Genomic DNA, 21,458 nt, shown 5'->3' on the forward strand with positions numbered 1-21,458 from the left:
TCTTTGGTCTATTATTTATTTTACAATGCCTTATTAGATATATATTATTTCTACTCCTGAAAATTTAATATCACCAACTAATGTTAAAGTATTTGTTGTTATTTGATTATTTCTATTTTTTTCACTAATATCACCTAAAAACACATTAATTTTATTATCAATGTTCCAAGTTTTTGGTATATATAATTCTATTCCTGAAAAAGAAGCATCAATTCTAACTATAGCATTACTATTACTCATGATTGCATTATCAAAATACACCTTCATAGCTCCAAAAGAACAATTAAAATCCGCTTGTTCAAAATTATTTGTATTTATATATTTTACACTATCACAAAATGAATTTTTAAATCTAACATTACTTTCATCTTCTACATCAATTTTCTCAAATTTGTAATCTTTCCAATTATATTTAGTATTAACCCCTTTCATACCTTTATGAAAAATTATAGAAAGACCAATACTGCTAAGTATTGCTGCTATCAATACAGTCCAAGGTGTAATATTTGTAATCCCTAATTCTTTATCATATATTATACATATAAATGCAATAGGCAATAAAATACCTGCAAAATTAAAATGGGGTAAACTTTTCACAATAACCGCTAGTAAAAAAACTGTTAACAGTAAACTAAATACATTTATATTAGGGAAGTATCCAAGTTTATTTATAATTAAGAACATACCTATTAATATAAATAAAACGCCCCAAAAAATTCTTTCTTTTTTCATCTTATCTCCTCTTTTCTAATAATTTAATTTTTAATGGTTTATAATAATATCTTGAGACATATACCTGTTTATGAGTATTTTGAAATTCAACCTTACTTGATGATGATAGACTATGTGTTATGGAGTAAATATGATTTGTATTTAAAATTGTTGATTTTGAAACCCTCATAAAATATCCTGGCAAAAACTCTTCAAGCTCATAAAGCTTATATTTTACAGTATATATATTATCAATAGTATGTGCACAAATCCCATTTTCTTCAGTTTCAAAAAACAATATTTCTTCCAAAGAAATATAATACTGAGTATCACCTCTATAAAAAGTTATACATTTCTTGTATAATGGCATATCATCAAGCATAATTTGAATATTTTTAACATCTTCATTAATTTCACTACATCTAATAATAACTTCATTTTCTTTAATTGTATTATCTACTTCAATCCGTATTTTCATATTTTCACTCTCCACATTTTCTATTATATTAACTATTTTTTTCCTTGTAAATATAATAACAGTAAGTGGTTAATTATTTCTTGTAAGTGGTATGTTTTTATACAGATGTTATATTAAACTATATAGAATAAGAATTTTCTTGGTATTGATATAGATATTAAAAGAAAAGAAAAAATTGCTTTATCTTTATTGTTTTCATGTCATCAACTTTAACTTTACCTAATAAAATCTTTAATTAATATAAAAAAAGTACTATAATTAATAATACTAATATATTAATTAATACCTATAAATAGAAAATACTGGATTGAGGGGTTTATATATGAAAAAAAAAGATATACTTGAGTTAAAAAAACGTTTTAAAAAAAATGATTGTACCTTCACTAAAATCTGTGGTTGCTATGTCAATGGTGAAAAAAATATTATTTTTAATTTTAGAGAAACCTTTTTAAATTTAGATGAGGATGAGTACTTTAAGTACTTAGAAATTGCTAAAAAAGTTCTATCTGGAACTATTGGTAATAATATTTTAGAACTTAACTTCCCACTTAATGAGAACCTTGAAAATGAAAAACAAATTTCTCTTATACAGCTTAAAAAAAGCCAATTAAAGGATGATTTTCTGCTTCAAGATTTTTATAAATCCATTATAGATAGTTATGATTATACTGGTAATTTTTTAATACTAGTTTTTCATGATGCTTATGATATTATTACTAAAACTACTGACAATGCTAAAATAGATGAATCTGAAGAAGTATATGAGTATATTTTATGTGCAATATGTCCTGTTTCACTTTCAAATCCTGGGCTTAGATACTTTGAAGAAGAAAATAAAATAAAGGCCCGTATTAGAGATTGGGTGGTAGATGCTCCAACCCTTGGCTTTGTGTTCCCTGCTTTTATTAATCGTAGTTCAGATGTTAACTCTGTTATGTACTACACTAAAAATGCAAAGGACCCACATCCTGAATTAATGGAAAAAGCTTTAGGTTGTTCTTCAAAACAGACTGCCACTATCCAAAAAGAAACCTTCCAAACAATTATTAAAGATTATATTAACACCGATGAAAAAAAAGCTGAGAAAACTTTTATAGACATACAAGAAAACCTAAATACTATGATAGATGAATACAATGCAATCTATGATGATACCGATGGTGAACCTATAACCTTAACACAAAAGGATATACAAAATCTTTTAATAGAAAGTGGCGTTCCTGAAGAAGCTACTACTAAGATTGAAAAATCTTATTTAGAAAACTTTGGAGTAGATCTGCCTTTAGCAGAGAATTTAATTGACTCAAAAGTACTTAAGGCAAATGCTCAAAGAAAAAAGGAAGAACAGCTTGAAAAGCAAGTAGAAACACTTCAAGCTAGACTTGAGGACGTTACCCAAGTTGCTGCTGTAGATAATGAAACTCCTCTGTCTACAGAAGTTAATGATGATAATGTGGTTTTAGAAGAAGAAGACGCTGTCGATACAAGCTCAGAAGATAATACGGTTACTTCTCACTATGACGTTATACTTCAAGTAAAACCTGAAAAAATACCTCAAATAAAATATCAAATAATTAATGGTCAAAAATGCATAGTTATTCCTATTAATGAGAATGAACAAACTACAGTTAATGGCTTAACTGATTTGATTTAAGTTATATACTATTCTTAACTTCTCTGTATAAATTAATTTTAACCCCACTTGCAAATGATATGGTTCGACCTATCATTTGCAAGTGAGATTTATTCTATTTACTCGCCTTATAGTTCTCTCTTATAAATGGTTCTTGCACTTTATTATCTAATAACTCTTTATAAGTTCCAACTTTCCTATATGCATTTCCCCAAGTTTCCCTTTTTCTATAATTTCTTATGCTATCTAAATCAAATTCTGCTATTAATATATCCTCTTTAATATCATCTGCTGAAATAATTTTATTATCGATATAATTACCATCCTCATCAAAAACTACTGGACTATATGCACATGAATTTCCCCACTTCTTCCCGGGATAATTTGTCATTGCTATACCAACCATATTTTCAAAAGTTCTTGTTGATAATTGATTTATTCTTGCGGGATTCATATCACAAGCATTAGGTACAAGTATTATTTCTGCACCCTGTAACATTAGAATTCTAGCACTTTCAGGAAATTCTCTATCATAGCAAATCATTACTCCAAGTTTAACTCCACAGAAATCACATATTTTAAACTCTTTTCCACTTTCAAGCAAAGCTTCTAATGAAAAATCACAAGTATGAACCTTTGAATATTTCATCAAAATCTCTCCTGTTCTATCAATAACTAAAGCTGTATTTTGTGGACTAGTATTTCCTTTTGAAAGATATGTTATAACAATACCTATTTCTAATTCTCTAGCAATCACTTTAAAAGATTTAACATATTTACTCTCTTCATCAACAGCTTCAGCAAGCCATTTTTGACGTTCATTTTCGTAACTTTCATCAAACGGATTTTCAAATGCCTCACCATAAGGAGGTTCATATCCGTTTGACCACATTTCAGGAAAGAGAACTATGTCACCTCCTAGCCTTTTTGCTTCACTTATATATTTCAAACCTAATTCTAAATTCATATTAATATTATTTTCTATTGCTTTATGTTGAATTAATCCAACCTTTAAACTCTTCATTTAATAAAATCCCCTTTAATAAACTTTTTACATCCTATACCTATCTACTTTTCTTTGTATTATTTAATCATTAAGTTTTTTCCATATCAAGCCCATGATCTTCAGTTATAAAATTATCTTTTAAATTATAGCTAGACATTACTTTACTATCTGTTTTAGATACTAAATAATTGTAAATTCTTTCTCTTATTATTTTATTTGATACAATAGTATTACTATCATTTTTACTTAAGTATCCAAACATAACACCTAAATTTATCTCTGGATTATCTATATTAAAAACAGATGCTATATTTAATATAAGCAAATTGTACATGTACTCATACTACTTATCATTATTCTCCATATTCTTTATTAAATCATCAAACAATGTGTTATTTTCTTCTAACAATATTTTCATAGCTTTTTGGATATGAAATTCATCCCATGCTTTATCTCTATTTTTTAATATATTTTCATCAATTATTTGACAAATCCTACTTACTAAAAATGGATATCCATTTGTGAATTTATATATTTCCTTACTTAAAACTTCTATATCAAAATTGAGCATATTTTCATTTGAATAATCACTTAGCATAGTTCTTATTTCATACTCATTAAAACTCATATCTATATCAATTTTACCTCTATGTTCCAAGATGAATTATACCTTGACTCTGTATCATCTATAAACTTTATTTTTAGATTCTTGATATCATAAACTCCTGCTAATAGCAAACCAAATTATATTCACAATTTAGTTACGTCCCACGGAAGGTTTTCCAAAGGAGCTTGCGACTGAGGTTGCTAATTTAAAAATACATTGATTAATATGGCATTTTATGTTGAAATAGTTTGTTTTTTTTTGCTGGACAATAAATCCAGGTCTCTTATTTATCTCATCAACTTCCCCTGTTTTAACTATAATTTCTGCAAGTGCTGAATAATCTTATTTTCTAATCTCACGAAATACGATATCCTGTTTATATTTTATTTTATTCATTTAGTTCTTCCTCATTAAATATGTTTTAAAAATAATTTTTACATATATATATATAATTTTTCTATCCAATTAATAATGTTCATATACTATAAATTATTGCCTTTAACGTTTAAAATTATCGTTATATTAAATGTATTATCGCTTTTATTAATTATCATTTCACCACCATGGCTTTCAACAATCTTCTTACATGTTTTAAGTCCTATCCCCGTACTGCTTATAGCTTTAAGATTTTTATTTATAGTATTTTCTATACTAATAAAAAGTTCTTTGTTTTCAACGTAATACCTAACCTCTACAGCTTTAGATTTATCTGCATATTTAGAAATATTAGAAAAAATATTGTCAAAAACCCTTCTCATTGAAATAAGATTTACCTCTATAAAGAATTGACTCTCATAGGAATGAATTTTAAATATAAATCCTTGATTATTTAGCATAAAGAACTGATCTTCAAACAGCTGTTCCAAAAGTTCATTTCCATTAAATTCTTCAAACTGAAGCTCATCCTGTTTATTAAAAAGTATAAAATATTCAAATAGTTTGTCAGACAATGATTTAATCTGATATGCTTTTTCTCGGCTGTTATGAATATACCGTTTCAAATTATCCTCTGTTTTATATTTCTTATATTCTATAATATCTAAATATCCTACTAACGCTGTAAGCGGTGTCCTTAAATCATGTGACATTGCTGTAATAAGTTCGCTATTAGCTGATTTTGCTTCATCCTCATTTCTTAATCGTTCAATAAATGACTTTCTCATTTCATTAATACTTTGAGCAAGCAGAGAAAGCTCATCATTATCTTCTATTGTAATCTCATAATTTAAATCTCCACCTTCTAGTATTTTGATTTCATTTTCAAGTGTCCTTATGTATGATATCTTTTTTTTAATTAAAAGTGATGTAATTACTATAAAACATAATAAAGAAATCGCAATATTTATACATATTAAAATATAGTAGTACTTATATTCAAAATAGCACATTATATACACCTGTGCTCTTAAATCACTAAAATTGATATTATAAGAATAACCAGATAATATCAAAGGTTCGTTTTCCTCAGACTCTAAAGGCTCTTTACGATTAGTTGAATCATAAAGCATATTATTATTTTTGAATATATATATATCTATATATTTATTTTTACGTACCCATTCATCCATTTTTTCAGAATCATTTATTGAAAGATTGTTATTTGACACATATGTTTTAAAATCAGACATAGCTTTATTTTTCTGATTTTGAAAAAAAGAAGTTTTATACAAATGCCTGTCAAGCAGACTCTCACCATTTATCTGAAGTATAAAAAATAAAGAAATAGATATAATCAATGAAATTATAATGGCTATAATTAATTTAATTTCTAGCTTTTTATTTAAAAATTTTTTATTAAATTTATTCAATTCTATATCCCTTTCCCCATACAGTCTTTATATATTTTAGATTATCAGGATTATCTTCAATCTTACTCCTCAAATTCCTTATATGCACCATGACCGTGTTATTGCAAGAATAGAAATATGGTTCTTTCCATACACTTTCATATATATTTTGTGTTGAAAATATCTTCTTTCTATTTTTAGATAACAATAATAATATATTATATTCAATTTCAGTCAGTATAATTTCATTCCCATATAATGATACTTCATTTGATATTTCACTTACTTTTAATCCATTTATATTAATTGAATCACATTCATCAGTCTTTTCTTTGCCTTTATACACATAGTATCTTCTAAGTAATGCTTTTACTCTCGATATTAATTCTGTATATGAAAATGGTTTTGATAGATAATCATCACATCCTGCAGAAAATGCCATACATTTATCAGAATCCTGAGATTTGGCAGTAAGAAATAAAATTGGAGCAGTTGTTTTTTCTCTAATTTCTACACATGCCTTAAATCCTGATTTTACAGGCATCATTATATCAAGTATTATTAAATCTATGTTTCCATCTACTTTATTTACTGCATCTTCTCCATCAACAGATTCTATTACATTATAGCCTTCACTTTCTAATAAGATACGGACTATATCTCTTATTTCATCATTATCATCTGCAATTAAAATATTCCTCATATTCTTTTCCCTCCATTTATCTTTAGTATATAATGCTATACTTTTAAAATCTATATTATTTAAGCTACTTAAGAATTCTTAAGAACTATTATATGTGCAACTTAAGATATTGCAAATATAATAATAGTTATAAATCTTCTAAATAGAAAGGATTAAATAATTATGAAAATTTTCAAAAAAGTATCTTACATAAAAATATTATTAGTTTTATTAGCATTTTCTACTATTGGATTAATCTTTAAATATATTCCAAATATACTTGCAGCTACAGTGTCATTGGATGAATTCAACAAATACTTAATGTCCCTCGGAAAATCTGGAAGTATTATAATAATTTTATTTCAGATATTGCAAACTGTAATTGCACCTATTCCAGGTGAAGTAGTTCAAATTGCAAGCGGATATATTTATGGTGTACCTTTAGGATTATTGTTTACAATGTCAGGACTTATCATAGGTTCTGCAATAGCCTTTTATTTTACTAGATTAATAGGTGGGAACTTTATAACAAATTTTCTTAAGAAGAAAAATTCAAAGTGGCTGCTTGATATTATGGAAAGTAAAAAATTCTCAATTATATTATTTGTGATTTTTTTCGTTCCAGGCCTTCCAAAAGATTTTTTGATATATGTTGCAGGTCTTACTACTATTAAGCCAATAAAGTTTTTTTCCATATTAGTAATAAGCAGATTTCCTTGGATATTAGCTTCTGTAAGTATTGGATCTAATATTCAGAATGGTAACTATTTATCAACAATAATAATATCAATTATAGCTATGCTTTCATTTTTAGTAGGCATAATTTACAAAAATAAAATTATAAATAAATTTTTAGAATATAAATACAACCGATAAGGAGAAGGATATGATAAAAAAATATGTACCTAATATACTAACATTTATTAATCTATCATTTGGAATTACTTCAATAATTAATATTTTCGATCAAAACTATTTGTACGCATCGTTATGTATACTTGCCGCTGCTTTAGTTGACCGATATGACGGAAGAATTGCCCGATATCTTAATGTATCAAGTGAAATAGGGAAAGAACTAGATTCTTTAGCTGACCTTGTTTCCTTTGGAGTTGCACCAGCTCTGATAATCTTTACAAAATATAATTTTTACACTGTAGGCTTTAGCCGCATACTAGGCATATCACTCTTATTACTTTATTCTATATGTGGATGCTACAGATTAGCAAAATATAATATAAGTACATTTGAAGGTGTTTTCACAGGAATACCAATCACCATTGCTGGATGTATTCTTGCCTTATTTTCTTTAATTATTCCATCTACCATAAATTCAGTTGTTCCAATACTATCATTAATAGTACTTTCCTATCTTATGGTATCAAGAATAAAATTAAAGAAAATTTAATTAAATATGAATACAAAATAAACCCACGAAAATCTAACAATTAAATTTCCGTGGGCTTCATGGTGGAAGCGAGGTTTACCATATCTCCATCCAATTTTAGAAAAAACCTCATTTATTTATGGTACGGTTCTCTTTTTATTATTCTAAATATTAATATATCAATCTAAATTAAGTTCCACAGAAGGTTCTATAATTAACTTTTGTTTTAACAGCCCTATACTCCTCTTGCTCCTTTGAATAACTATACGGCTCTGAAAGAACCTCTAAAAGCTTTTCTAAAACACTGTAGTCTCCTTTATTTACAGCATAATCTAATGCCTCTTCTACCCTATGATTACGAGGTATGACTGCTGGATTATTATTTTTCATAAGATTTAATACAGCTTCTTCCTTCTCATCTTGTCTTGATTGCCTTTCCTTCCATAGGTTAATCCACTGGTTAAAATCTTCTTTATCTATAATTTCTGTATCTTCATATTTATTAATGGTTAATGCTCTAAATGTATTTGTATAGTCAGCACTATATTTTTTCATAATAGTTAGAAGACCTTCAATTAAATTTTTATCCGCTTCCTCTTCATTAAATAAACCAAGCTTTTTTCTCATTCCAGAAAGCCATTGCTTAGTATATAGATTATGGAATTCTGAAACAGCCTCTTGAGCTATCTTTATTGCCTCATTCATATCATCATGCAATAAAGGTAAAAGGGTCTCCGCAAATCTAGCAAGATCCCACTCTGCCATACTTGGCTGATTTTCATAGCTATAACGACCATATTTATCAATAGAGCTAAATACAGTTTCTGGATTGTATGTGTCCATAAAGGCACAAGGTCCATAGTCAATTGTTTCTCCACTAATTGTCATGTTATCTGTGTTCATAACCCCATGTATGAAGCCTACTAGCTGCCACTTTGATATAAGGGTTGCTTGCTTCTTTATTACTTCCTTTAGTAGATAAACATATGGATTTTTTTCCTTTATTCCATCTTTATAATGTCTCTCTAGAGTATAATCTGCTAGTGCTTTAAGGTCTTGTATATCATTTAAACCTCTTGCATATTGAAAAGTCCCAACACGAATATGACTTGAAGCCACTCTAGTTAATACAGCTCCTGGAAGTCTTGTTTCACGGTATACCTCTTCTCCAGTCGTAACTACTGATAAACTACGGACTGTTGGTATTCCTATCCCATTCATAGCCTCACTTATAATATACTCTCTAATCATAGGGCCAAGGGAAGCCTTACCATCTCCACCCCTTGAATATGGTGTTCTTCCTGAACCCTTAAGTTGAATATCAAACCTATTCCCCTCATCCGTTACATGCTCACCAAGTAGTATGGCTCTTCCATCCCCTAGCATAGTAAAATTACCAAATTGATGACCTGCATAAGCCTGTGCTAATGTTACTGCCCCCTTTGGAGCTTTATTTCCAGAAAGTATCGCTAAGCCATCTTCACATTGAAGTTCATCTAACTTTAACCCTAGTTCCTCTATTAGCTTATTGTTTAATATCACTAATTTGGGATCTGGTACTTTACTAGGTGATACTAAAGTATAAAATATATCTGGAAGGTCTATATAACTATTTTTAAAATTAAATCCTTTATCCATCATTCTGTCTCCTTATATAAAATTATTTTTTAATTGATATTTATTATCATTTATATTTTTATTTTACCATAAGGTTAGTGTTTCTCATAGATATAGATAATATGTTTAAATTTAATTTTTTATTTACGTATAAAACACCTTTATTCTGAAATTCTTATTATATCCATATTTTCATCATAGCTAATTCCCGACTCCCTATTCTTTATATTATATTTTCATTTTCATTTTCTAGTAACCATTATTTCACTGATAAATTTGTAGTATACAACTAAATCCATCTCTTTACTTATAATAATGTTCTTTACTTTTAAAAGTAAACTTAACGAATTAATATCAATGATTAATTCTACTTTTATCATTGATTTGTAATACTGTTCACTGTAACATGTCTAAATAAAATTTTATCACCATAAACATCTATTATTTCATTGATTATTGGTTAGAATAACATCAGCATTAAATTTTTTGGATAAAGGAGGTATCTTATATGGATTTTTTACAAGGCCAAGAAACACTTACCACCATTGAGTGGATTCTTCGTGCCATTATTGCTTTTTTCTTTTTGCTAACTGTTGCAAAACTCTTAGGACAGCGTACCATCTCCCAATTAAGAATCCTTGATTTTGTTATTTCTTTAGTAATTGGAAATATTATTGCCCATCCGTTGTCTGACGAAAACCTTGGGTTAAAAGGATCCATCATTTCAACAAGTGTATTAGTTGTTCTATATCTTGGTGGCATATTCAGCCTTCTTAAATTTCCATTTTTAAGAAGACTTATTAATAGTTCACCAATCACAATTGTTCAGGACGGAGAAATCCTTTATAAAGGATTAAAAAAAGCAAGAATATCAATTGATGTGTTATTAGAAGAATTGCGTGAAGAAAAAGTAGAGGATGTGAAAAAGGTAGCATTAGCAATTTGGGAAGCTGATGGAAAAATTTCTGTCTTTTTACATCCAAAATACGAACCTATTACTCCTTCATCCTTGCAACTGGAAACAGAACCTTTTGATTTGCCAAGGACCATTATTAAGGAAGGTAAAATTAATCTTAAGGAACTAAACCAAATTCATAGGGATGAAGTCTGGGTTGCTTCCAGTTTAGAAAGTTTATATCAAACTGAGATAAAAAACGTTCTACTTGCCACCCTTGATAAGAAAGGTAATCTAAGAGTTTTTTTATATAGGTAATCCCTTGAGGCCTAAACATCTCCATTTATATATACAGATTAGTTTAAGCCTCTTTGTTTTGAAAAAACCTCATTTACTTATTATAGTATAATTCCAAAGTACAATCTTATGGTTAAATGTGAGCTACTGGTATCATTCACCTTTCTTTGTAAAGGAGGTGATATTTTTACTAGTACTACTAACATTTATAGTGTTACTTATAAATCTCAATAATATATCCTTAATTATCTATAAAAGTTACCATATCTGACAAAGGAAATACTATTGTAACTTTAGTTCCTTTATTTTCCTCAGAGTTAATTTTAATTTTCAATCCTAATTGTGAACACAGCTTTTCGCATAGATACAATCCCATTCCTGTACTTTTACTAAATCTTCTTCCATTCTCGCCAGTAAAACCTTTTTCAAAGACTCTATTTATATCTTTATCTACTATGCCTACTCCATTGTCCTCTATAATTAACATTACTGAATTATCTTCCTTAACTGAATATATACTTATCATTGGCTCTTTACTACTTGAATACTTTATAGAGTTTCCTATTATCTGATTAATAATAAATCCAATCCATTTTCCATCACTATATACAACTTCATTAATATCTTTTATATCTACTTTTATTTTTTTATAAATAAAATCTCTATAATTTCTTTTGACTACCTTTCTTACTACATTATCAAGGTTAATTTGTTTCATAATATAGTCTTTACTAACATTATTACTTCGAGAATAATAAAGCGCTTGCTCTATAAATCCCTCAATTTTATCCATCTGAAAATCTATTTTATTAGTTATTTCATTTTGATTATTTGCAATTATTAACTTTGTAGATGCTATTGGTGTTTTGATTTCATGAACCCAAGTCTCTATGTATTCTCTATAATCTGATTGCATATCTTTATAATATTTTACGTGCTCATGCATATCTCTACTTATTTCTTTAAGTATATAATTAAGTTTTTCTCCTTCGATAAAGGTTGCTTCCCTTATCATCTCTGGAAGTAAATATTTCTTGTCCAATTTTTCTAATATACTATTAATTTCATCATAATAATTTTTATATTTTATAAATTCATAAGCCATATATGAAGCTAATGGTAAAACCCAAATACAAAAAACAAAAGAAATTATAATGCATTTAACATTAATAACAAGCAGTATAGCTGCTAATACAATAAACATTAGTATATTCCATAATATTATCAATATTTTATCTTTTAAAAATTCACCTATACTCATGGCATTATATACCCTAGTCCTCTTCTTGTTTCTATTGGATTTTCTATACCTATTTCTTCAAGCTTCTTTCTTAATCTATTAATATTAACATTTAAAGTGCTATCATCTACAAAATAATCTGATTTCCACAAGTATTCCATAAGTGAATCTCTTTTTACTATATTCCCCTTATTATCTATCAAGTAAGAAAGAATCTTAACCTCATTTTTAGTTAGCTCTAAGGATTTATTTTTATAAATAACCGTTGCATTTGAGAGGTTTAAATTAAAATCTCTATAATTTAATATATTATTAGTTTTTAAGTTTCCATATGTTCTTTTTAATATATTAGTTATTCTTGCTAATAATATCTCTGTATTATAAGGCTTTGTTATAAAATCATCTGCACCTAAATTCATACTTATTAATTCATCTACATCACTATCTCGACTTGTAACTATTATAATTGGAACCTCTGAGGTTTTACGTATTTCTCTACATATATAATAACCATCAAAAACAGGAAGATTTATATCTAGTAATATAAGGTTTGCATTCGCATTCTCAATATATTTTATTATATTATTAAAATCTATAGGCGCTTTTACTTCATATCCATACTTTTTCAAAAAACTTTGTAATTCTTCTCTTATAACTTCATCGTCTTCAATAATAATAATTTTTTGCATTATTAAATTTACCTCCCTATACGAAATTTAGGGCTATTAAACTTTTGGAAATAATAGCCCTAATAATTATTATAAGGTTAAATATTATTTTTTACTATATTTTTGTACCCTGAATAGGTTGTATAGAAATATCCTATATAAACTATAATAAATATTAAAGCTGTTATTAAAGCTGAAGATCTAATATCTATTGGATTAAAATTACTTATATAGTCATTAACTACTACAATTCCAACTACAGAGTGAATTAATGCAAGAATAACTGGAAGACTAAAATATATCAAGGTTTGAATAAAAATTGTTTTGTCTATCATTTTTTTGTTTGCACCAAGTCTCTTTAAAGCTTTATATCTTTCTATGCTATCACTGGCTTCTGATAATTGTTGAAGAGCTAATACAGCCATACTAGTTATTAAAAATACGATGCCTAAATATATTCCGATAAACAGTATTGTAGTTGAGGCTCCCTTATATCGAGAATAAACACCATCCTTTGAATAAGCATCTATATCTTTAACGTTTAAGATTTTATGCTTGCCATTAATTGAATTTTCATTAATTTCCTCGTATTTTTTATTGTTTTCTTCCCTATTATTATCAGAATACATTATATTAAGTACTGATTTATAAATTTTATAATCAGATAAAAACTTATCATTTATAACAATTGTGCAATAAGTATTCGCGCTAGAGGAAGTTTGAAGATTTTCTTCTATAGCCTTATCATTTTTCACCAAGTATTCTTTTCCTTTAATATTAACTTCATTGCTAATTTTTAATTTTTCATTAATTGGCTCAACTAACTTGTTATAATTTGATAAAAGTAAAACCTCATCCTTATTTAAATTTATCTCTTTTTCACCCTTCAATTCCAAGATTTTGTTATAATCAGATATCTTTATAAAGGTGCCCCCCCAACCTTCCAAAGTTTCATCTTCAGTTGTAAATAAGTCCTTCAGTTTTATTCCTACAACATATTCATTGTAAGTTGCATATGTTTCATTTCCACTTATTTTAAAATCAATTTTATTAAGTATATCTTCTATATTTTTGTTTTCATCATTAGCAGATAATATTATACTAGCATCAAAGGGTGTTGTTTTTTCGAGTCCTGCTTCTGAATCTTTTTTAAAGCTTATGCCTATAGATAATACCACTATTGTGATGAATAGCATTATAGAGATTAAAGCCATTGATAAGAAATTTGTATTAACTTTACTATTTATTTGTTTTAATACAAATATGTTTAGCCCTTTAAAATAAACTTTTTTATTCTTATTTACTACATATAATATAAATCCAGATAAACTAAAGAAGAATACTATTGTACATATTATTGCAACAGCAATTGATAATTTAAACATAGGTTCTCTTAAATCTAGACCTATCTCTAGTATGGATTTATATGCAAAGCCAAGTGATATTACACATAAAATAAATGACAATAAATATATAAATGGACTTTTAAATTTTATATTTTCGCCTTTTCTACCTGCTGTTAATAAATCAATTATATTATATTTAGAAATAACAAATACATTAAATATCATAACAAGTAAAAACATTATTCCAAAGTACAATATAGTCTTCCCTATAGCACTTGTTGAAACAGCAAATCTATATTCATCCATTCCAACATCAAATAACTTTAAGGTAAAAGTAGATAATCCCTGTGATACTCCAATTCCTAATATAAGACCAGCAACTAAAGATATAGCTCCCACTATAGATGTTTCTGTTACTAAAATTCTAGATATTTTTCTTTTTCCCATACCTAAAATCATATATATTCCTAATTCTTTTTTACGTTTTTTTATTAGAAAATTATTTGCATATAATATTAAACCGCCTAATATTATAGATACAAGTAATGAGACTCCAGACATGAAGTCAATTAATCTAGATATATATTCTGCATCTAAAGAGTTTATTTCAGCAAGAGCCTTTTGTGAATCTATTGAGTTAAAGCTATAAAATATACAAACAGCTAATATTAGTGTTAAGAAATATATAGTATAATCCTTATAACTCTTTTTTATATTCACCGCTGCTATCTTAAAATACATTGTTATCATCACCTCCAAGAAGAGATATAACTTCTATAATTTTATTAAAGAATTCTTTTCTTGTATCATTTCCTCTTACTAACTCACTAAAGATTTTTCCATCTTTAATAAAAAGTATTCTATGAGCATAGCTTGCCGTAAAGGGATCATGAGTAACCATAAGTATTGTAGTGTTTAACTCCTTGTTTAGACTTTCAAATCTTTCAAGTAATAATCTAGCTGATTTTGAATCTAATGCCCCTGTTGGTTCATCAGCAAGTACTAAAGATGGATTAGTTACTATTGCTCTTGCCGATCCAACCCTTTGCTTTTCTCCGCCTGACATTTGGCAGGGATATTTTTCTAATACTTCTTCAATTTCTAAATACTTTGATACTGCTCTTATTTGACCATCTATTTCTGAACTCTTCTCACCTTTTATTGTTAATGCTAAAGCAATATTCTCATAAGCTGTAAGAGTATCTAATAAGTTAAAATCTTGGAATATGAAACCTAACTCATTTTGTCTAAACTTATCTAACTCTTTTGATTTTAACCTAGTAATATCCTTATTATTTATTTCTATTTTACCTGTGGTAACATTATCAATAGTTGATATACAGTTAAGTAATGTAGTTTTACCACTTCCAGAAGGTCCCATTATCCCAAGGAACTCCCCTTCATCTACCTTAAAACTGATATTATCTATAGCCTTTGTTACATTATCTTTATTACCATAATACTTTTCAATTCTTTCTACACTTAATATGCTTTTCATTTCTAACTCTCCCCTTTTTCTTTATTTAAACTAGTACTTTATAACGTCATCTCATGCAACTTATTTTATATCATTCTATTTTTTGTATCAATTTAACTATATTTCATTAACATTACATTTTCGTTATGTTAATATAAATTTAATTATTTAAATACCAACAAAAAAACCTCGACTAATTAATTAGCCGAGAGTTTTTAATTTTTATGCAGTTCTTGATAGAAATGCTCCATAGGAAACTAGGTATCTTTAATTATGATTTTTTAACTGGATAGATTTTTACTTGTCTTAACAAATCTGTTATTCCTAATTCTTTATCATAAATAAACATGAGGTTTGTAAGTATCTCTTGAGTTATCTAAATATTACTTTATTTTGGAGTGATCCGAATAATTTTATCATCAGCTATATCAGGATTCCCTCTGCCATCCCTATTACTTGTTGTCAGGTAAATCGAACCATCTTTATCCTGAATAACCTCCCGCAAGCGTCCATACTGATTCTTAAACCAGGACTCTACATTCTTCACTATCATTCCATTTCCATTAAAGGATATAGCCAGTAGTTGCTGTCCACGCAAATTTGCAACAAGTAATTTCCCTTCCCACGGACCTTGATTTACGAAGGCAATACCAGAGGGCGCCCATGTATCTTCTCCGCTGTGTATTAATGGCTTTTGTATTATAACTTCCGTGGAATCTTCACTACCTTGAACCATAGGCCATCCATAATTAGCTCCTTGTTTTATTATGTTTATCTCATCATGGGCTGATTGTCCATGCTCTGATGCATACAAGACATTTTTTGAATTCCACGCTAACCCTTGGGGATTTCTATGACCTAAGCTATAAACAGGCGAATTGATAATTGGATTATCTTGCGGAACCCTGCCATCTAATTCTATTCGCAGTATTTTTCCAGCTGTACTTGTGGGATCTTGTGCCAATGCAGGATTCCCTGCATCTCCCGTTGTTATATATAATCTCTTATCAGGTCCTATCTTTATCCTTCCTCCGTTGTGAATTTGTCCACCTGGGATTTTATCCAGAAGAACTCTGTCAATTGATGCCCTATTATTGTTTTCAACTAATCTGACAACGCGATTATAAGCTCTGCCGCCTTCCAAGTATGAATGCATAACATACATATAATGATTTTCTGAATAATTTGGATCAAGGACAATACCCATTAAACCACCTTCCCCTTGACTTACAAAAGGTGCAGGAAATGTGATTAGCGGCTGTGGAAGAAGTTTACCATCTTCAATAATTCTAATCGATCCAGACCTCTCCGTAACATATAGTTTCCCCTCATCGCTTATGGCAATAGCCCAAGGTACATATAAGTTTTCAGCTATAACTTTAATTTCGTAAGGAAATTGTCTTGATGCAATTGTTTTTTCTTTTACATTAACTGCATCACGACTATTAAATACTCTATTAACAAGAAAATTATAAACCATTTTGTTCATACAGTCGCCCTCCAAACTTAAATGAATGTACAATTTAATAAAAAAATTGTAACTTTAAATTATTAATTTTATTATTTTTCTAATTTCCATACTATTCATTTATTAGGATAACAGTACCATCTTAGTCAATAAATCCTAATAAAAATAAGAAATTAAATTTGAACTTTATTTAATCTCTATCAAACTAATAAATAAATTTGTTTAAAAATTCTTTATCCTCTAAATTATCAATAACCAAATTAGGTTTTGCATTTGTATAAGTGAAGCTTCTTCTGCTGAAGTTAATTATCAAGATTATACATTTACTTCTATATCCTATTTTCACTTTCTAAATTTATTTCACAATGCCCGTATAGTCCATTATTAAATGTTATGGTAACTCTATATTAAATAGAATAAATTTTAGGTTAACTTCTACATGCCTCTTCATTAATGGATAATATATATAATGCTAAAATTTTTCCTGTTCTTTATATCGAAAAAGCTACCACTGATTATTGCAGTAGTAGCTTATCATGCTTGTTTATATATATAATTACCTCAATACTTTAAATGATAAATAAATAACTTTTTAGAACTCTTTCTGGTTTTAACCCCAAATTTGTCTTGCCCATTCTGGATGATCAATAAAAGGATTCCTGTTGTGCTGATATTTATTGTATATTATATCATTTCTGTTTCTTTCAAAGTCATCAACAGGATCTTGGGCATTCCATTGAAGCAATGTGCTTAACTTTCCAAAGTATGGGGCAGATCCATTATTAACTTTATTGTTCAATTCTAAATCTATTTCCCCACTATCACCTTCATATCTTACAGCCATGTAGAATAGCATTCTAGCTACATCACCTTTTACACTATCTCTTGGCTCCCATGAATCACTATCATATTTACATAAAGTAGCTTCACGGTCTGCAACTCCACCATTATCAAAATCTAAATTCCCTCTTGTACTATTTACAGATACATCCGTAGGTCTTAAGTGATGTATATCTGTTCCTGGACCTGCTTTAGTTCCAAAATCACCATGTGACTTTGCCCACACATGCTCTCTATTCCAATTATTCACACCTGATCCTTTTGTACTTTTTCCTTGTGAACGGCCTGTATATAATAATATTACATTGTTTGAGTTATTAGGGTCTTCATCTGTATCCATCAATGCATTCCAAACAGCACTGTATGATAATTTTGTATTATCATCAATTATATTATGAAGTGTTGATTTTAAAGTTGTTCCTGTCTTTCCTATCGCTTCTGCATAATAGGTATTATCGTAGGAAGTTGTGCTTGATCCGGTTCCTGTTGCAGCATACGTTGCCGGTGGTATAAGAATAGATAAAATTACAACTAAAATAAGCATAAACCTTTTACTTTTAAACTTTTTATTTTCCAAGATTATCCCCCCCCAAAAAATATTTACTAATAGTTAAAATATATTCTAAGCGCTTAGAATATCCAAATTATACCATACAAGAATTAAAAAGACAACGTTTACAATTAATATTTTACTTACTATTAATATTTCTAACTATAAGTAACACTTTATACATTCTTATAAAAATCATTAGCTAAATTAAAAAATCAACATCTCAGTTCCATGTGGTCAAATAGCCATTCTATCAGGCAAAAAACACCTTCCCTAAATACGTATTCTTACTCAATCTATTCCTTTAAGAATACCTGCCCTCTATTTTTTTGCAACCAATACATGAAACTCACATAAAAAATCCACGTCCAATCTATCTCTAGATTGAATGTGGATTTGACTGGTAGAGGTGAAGCGCACCTAACCCCTGTTTCACTATCCAATTTTAGTAAAAACCTCCGTTACTTATGATATGGTTCTCCGTAACTACTCTAAGTGCAAATAGTTTTCAAATTTATACCTCTATATCTTATCTACTATAACTTAGTTTTCGATGTTTAAAAATAGACCAAAGGATATATCTCTAAAGCTATAGATATATAGATAAAATCAATAATAATAGAGCAAACTATATCTGACAAAAATAGAAAAAGAAAAGAGTGGTACTATGAGTACAGATATAGAAAAAATATATACAGAAAAAATAGGGGTATTACCTATGGTTGCAGAATATTTGATGAAAATGAATTTTATAAATGCTATAGATACAATAGTTGAGCCGTTAAGAAGTAATACTAGACGTTTAAGCCATGGGCAAACAGCATTTATTGTTATATTATTTTTAATATGTCGCCCTCATTGTATGTACAAAGTTGAACAATGGGTAGCTGATACAAGTTACTTAAAGCTTTTAATCCCAGAAATAAAAGGAGAATACTTTACTAACGATAGAATAACCTATACACTTAAGGCTATTTTTAATGCAAAAGTAAAAAATCTATTTAGTGCTCAAACAATAAATGTTATAAAAGCATTTAATCTTGATGTATAGCTCTAATTATGTACTTCAAAAATTTGAGGAAAGCACTAAACCGACTGATATATCACGATTAGTAGGAATTAGCAAAGGTCACTAATTTAAGGTGGAAAGGTAAGTATAAAGATAGTGTTTTATCTTCTATTCCATTAATTGCTCTTTGATGTTTTGGAATTATTTTAGGTTCAAATTCTCTATTTCTATCTCTTGGAATGCTAATTTAAACTGGTCCTAACTCTGATTTTACAGTTTTCTTTGAATATCCATTTCTACTATTATCATTAATCCTTTCGGTTGAATTATATTTACCATCCCCCAATGTTTCATCCATTTCAGCTTCTAACGATTCTTGCAATACATCTCTAAACATATCTTTTAAAGCCATTAAAAGATCATTCGGGTTAGTAAAATTTCGCTCCTTAATATATTCTCTTAATAATTCTTTCGACATATTTGGCATAAAAAACTCCTTCTTGTAATAATTTATTATCTCAATTATTGACAAGAAGGAGTTCATTTTATTCAGTTTACACAAAATTCTTTACAAGGCTTTATTCAAGTAAAAATGCACTATTATAGTTTTGTAAATATTTCTACCTAATTACTTTTATTCTACTATATTATAAACCTCTAACTTATTTGTTGCATTATAACTTTCATCAGCTATACTTGATCTTACATAAAATGTTTTTCCACCATTTTCAAAGCCTACAAATGCTTTATGATGTCTTTCCTCTGTATTAGTAACTATGTTGGTTATATTTGTAATTTCTAACTTATCATTAATATCTGCAATATTTAAAGTATTATTTTGTTTTCCATCCTTTTCCATGGAATATTTCAAACTACTTATAACAACTTTATCTTTATTTTCATTGATATGAAATTCAAAGAATGTCTCACTATCTACATCTACAATTTTTGTAAGCTTCTTGTTATCTATATCATAATTCCAAATTCCATTTTTACCTTCTGCTAAGCCTGAAAATAGTATTCTACCATTTTCACAAAGCATTTCTCCCCTAGTATCAATTTTAATACCATCATCTTCTGATAATATCTTAGTGAATTTATTGTTTTCAATATATCCTATAGTATTTTTTGTAGTACTTTTTTTAGACATATCGAACTTATCTCCTTCTATGTACTCATAGTTAACATAAATTCTATCGCCATCTATTCCTAATATTTGTCTTAAATCCCCATCTCTATCATTAGCTATTAATTCATTTGGAATAACATAATATTTTTCATTTGGGATATCTATTACCGCTGATTTTGGATCTTCCCTACTTCCAAAGTCTGCTACATCTATAGTTCCATTTCTATAGGAACTATGAGTGTCCAGTACATTACCTTGTTCTTTAATTAATTTAGTATATCCAGCTAATTCCTCTAATTCCCCATCCGTATTAACATTGTATACTTTATTATCGTTTTTTATCTTAGTTGAGTACAGTCCATAATAAGAGTTGTCTGTATATATTTTCCCATCAAGATTTTTACTAGTCCAATTTACTTTATTATTGCTATCTAATTTACCAACTCTTACTTCACTAATAGCATCCCCTGGATATTGATAAATAAGTTGAATAACATTTTCCTTTACACCAAGCATCCAATAAATAGTTCCTGGATCTATGGCTTCTGTTTCTGCAACCATTTTAATTTGAAAACCCCCATTTTTTTTGTCTTTTGTATTGTCATCAATAATAATTTCTTCTGTTCCCAATACT

The 21,458-nt window shown here is 28.2% G+C and carries 20 protein-coding genes and 1 pseudogene; 5 read left to right on the forward strand and 16 right to left on the reverse strand.

Annotation, left to right across the window (positions count from 1 at the left end; translation table 11 throughout):
• Positions 1 to 33: 33 nt before the first annotated feature.
• Positions 34 to 732: a LiaF transmembrane domain-containing protein gene (locus tag BLS77_RS06330; protein WP_089967068.1), complete on the reverse strand. Its 699-nt coding sequence runs from the start codon at positions 730 to 732 to the stop codon at positions 34 to 36.
• Between the two features lies 1 nt (position 733).
• A complete protein-coding gene (locus BLS77_RS06335) occupies positions 734 to 1,189 on the reverse strand; it encodes a LytTR family DNA-binding domain-containing protein (RefSeq protein WP_089967070.1) in 456 nt (151 codons plus the stop codon).
• 322 nt (positions 1,190 to 1,511) lie between these two features.
• Between BLS77_RS06335 and BLS77_RS06340 the strand changes: the two genes are divergently transcribed.
• Entirely contained in the window at positions 1,512 to 2,843 is a 1,332-nt protein-coding gene (locus tag BLS77_RS06340; protein ID WP_089967072.1) for a DUF4317 domain-containing protein, read from the forward strand.
• 94 nt (positions 2,844 to 2,937) lie between these two features.
• On the opposite strand, the gene BLS77_RS06345 is transcribed toward BLS77_RS06340, so the two are convergent.
• From BLS77_RS06345 to BLS77_RS06365, 5 genes are all read right to left on the reverse strand, one after another.
• Positions 2,938 to 3,846 carry a carbon-nitrogen hydrolase family protein gene (locus BLS77_RS06345; RefSeq protein WP_089967075.1) on the reverse strand — a complete coding sequence of 303 codons (909 nt, stop codon included), beginning with the start codon at positions 3,844 to 3,846 and terminating at the stop codon, positions 2,938 to 2,940.
• 70 nt (positions 3,847 to 3,916) lie between these two features.
• Positions 3,917 to 4,162: a hypothetical protein gene (locus BLS77_RS06350; protein ID WP_089967076.1), complete on the reverse strand. Its 246-nt coding sequence runs from the start codon at positions 4,160 to 4,162 to the stop codon at positions 3,917 to 3,919.
• A 9-nt stretch (positions 4,163 to 4,171) separates the two neighbouring features.
• Complete coding sequence (locus tag BLS77_RS06355) at positions 4,172 to 4,456, reverse strand: hypothetical protein (protein ID WP_175490792.1); 285 nt, start codon at positions 4,454 to 4,456, stop codon at positions 4,172 to 4,174.
• A gap of 461 nt (positions 4,457 to 4,917) precedes the next feature.
• Positions 4,918 to 6,063, reverse strand: a complete 1,146-nt coding sequence (locus tag BLS77_RS06360) for a sensor histidine kinase (protein ID WP_242873945.1) — start codon at positions 6,061 to 6,063, stop codon at positions 4,918 to 4,920.
• Positions 6,064 to 6,235: 172 nt separating this feature from the next.
• Positions 6,236 to 6,925 (reverse strand): response regulator transcription factor, encoded by a 690-nt coding sequence (locus tag BLS77_RS06365; RefSeq protein WP_089967082.1) that lies wholly within the window; start codon positions 6,923 to 6,925, stop codon positions 6,236 to 6,238.
• A 162-nt stretch (positions 6,926 to 7,087) separates the two neighbouring features.
• Here BLS77_RS06365 and BLS77_RS06370 point away from each other — a divergent pair, with 162 nt between their 5' ends.
• Together BLS77_RS06370 and pssA are read left to right on the forward strand one after the other, a co-directional pair.
• Positions 7,088 to 7,780, forward strand: coding sequence for a TVP38/TMEM64 family protein (locus tag BLS77_RS06370; protein ID WP_089967084.1), 693 nt, complete (start codon positions 7,088 to 7,090; stop codon positions 7,778 to 7,780).
• 10 nt (positions 7,781 to 7,790) lie between these two features.
• Positions 7,791 to 8,309: a CDP-diacylglycerol--serine O-phosphatidyltransferase gene (gene pssA, locus BLS77_RS06375; RefSeq protein WP_089967086.1), complete on the forward strand. Its 519-nt coding sequence runs from the start codon at positions 7,791 to 7,793 to the stop codon at positions 8,307 to 8,309.
• Between the two features lie 168 nt (positions 8,310 to 8,477).
• Here pssA and BLS77_RS06380 read toward each other — a convergent pair whose 3' ends face one another.
• Positions 8,478 to 9,929: a protein adenylyltransferase SelO gene (locus tag BLS77_RS06380; protein ID WP_089967088.1), complete on the reverse strand. Its 1,452-nt coding sequence runs from the start codon at positions 9,927 to 9,929 to the stop codon at positions 8,478 to 8,480.
• A gap of 484 nt (positions 9,930 to 10,413) precedes the next feature.
• Here BLS77_RS06380 and BLS77_RS06385 point away from each other — a divergent pair, with 484 nt between their 5' ends.
• Positions 10,414 to 11,118, forward strand: coding sequence for a DUF421 domain-containing protein (locus BLS77_RS06385; protein ID WP_089967090.1), 705 nt, complete (start codon positions 10,414 to 10,416; stop codon positions 11,116 to 11,118).
• A gap of 220 nt (positions 11,119 to 11,338) precedes the next feature.
• On the opposite strand, the gene BLS77_RS06390 is transcribed toward BLS77_RS06385, so the two are convergent.
• The 6 genes from BLS77_RS06390 to BLS77_RS06415 form a co-directional block, all read right to left on the reverse strand.
• Entirely contained in the window at positions 11,339 to 12,358 is a 1,020-nt protein-coding gene (locus BLS77_RS06390; RefSeq protein ID WP_089967092.1) for an ATP-binding protein, read from the reverse strand.
• On the reverse strand, positions 12,355 to 13,026 hold the full coding sequence (locus tag BLS77_RS06395) for a response regulator transcription factor (RefSeq protein ID WP_089967094.1): 672 nt from the start codon (positions 13,024 to 13,026) through the stop codon (positions 12,355 to 12,357). Before BLS77_RS06395 ends, BLS77_RS06390 begins: the two co-directional genes overlap by 4 nt.
• A 77-nt stretch (positions 13,027 to 13,103) precedes the next feature.
• Entirely contained in the window at positions 13,104 to 15,092 is a 1,989-nt protein-coding gene (locus BLS77_RS06400) for an FtsX-like permease family protein (protein ID WP_089967096.1), read from the reverse strand.
• Positions 15,082 to 15,849, reverse strand: coding sequence for an ABC transporter ATP-binding protein (locus BLS77_RS06405; RefSeq protein ID WP_089967098.1), 768 nt, complete (start codon positions 15,847 to 15,849; stop codon positions 15,082 to 15,084). The genes BLS77_RS06400 and BLS77_RS06405 overlap by 11 nt, the downstream gene beginning before the upstream one ends.
• 367 nt (positions 15,850 to 16,216) lie before the next feature.
• Entirely contained in the window at positions 16,217 to 17,317 is a 1,101-nt protein-coding gene (locus tag BLS77_RS06410) for a PQQ-dependent sugar dehydrogenase (protein WP_089967100.1), read from the reverse strand.
• Between the two features lie 589 nt (positions 17,318 to 17,906).
• On the reverse strand, positions 17,907 to 18,713 hold the full coding sequence (locus BLS77_RS06415) for an endonuclease I family protein (protein WP_242873946.1): 807 nt from the start codon (positions 18,711 to 18,713) through the stop codon (positions 17,907 to 17,909).
• A gap of 640 nt (positions 18,714 to 19,353) precedes the next feature.
• Here BLS77_RS06415 and BLS77_RS06420 point away from each other — a divergent pair.
• Positions 19,354 to 19,737: a DUF4277 domain-containing protein gene (locus tag BLS77_RS06420; protein WP_089967102.1), complete on the forward strand. Its 384-nt coding sequence runs from the start codon at positions 19,354 to 19,356 to the stop codon at positions 19,735 to 19,737.
• A 103-nt stretch (positions 19,738 to 19,840) separates the two neighbouring features.
• Here the strand turns inward: BLS77_RS06420 and BLS77_RS06425 are convergent.
• Both BLS77_RS06425 and BLS77_RS06430 read right to left on the reverse strand, forming a co-directional pair.
• Positions 19,841 to 20,182 (reverse strand): annotated as a pseudogene (locus BLS77_RS06425) (transposase); the annotation flags it as partial.
• Positions 20,183 to 20,329: 147 nt separating this feature from the next.
• The gene (locus BLS77_RS06430; protein WP_089967104.1) at positions 20,330 to 21,454 is read right to left on the reverse strand and encodes a hypothetical protein; all 1,125 of its coding nucleotides are present in this window, start codon (positions 21,452 to 21,454) and stop codon (positions 20,330 to 20,332) included.
• Positions 21,455 to 21,458 lie beyond the last annotated feature (4 nt).

Origin of the sequence: Clostridium gasigenes (assembly GCF_900104115.1) — a bacterium.
Lineage (GTDB): Bacteria > Bacillota > Clostridia > Clostridiales > Clostridiaceae > Clostridium > Clostridium gasigenes.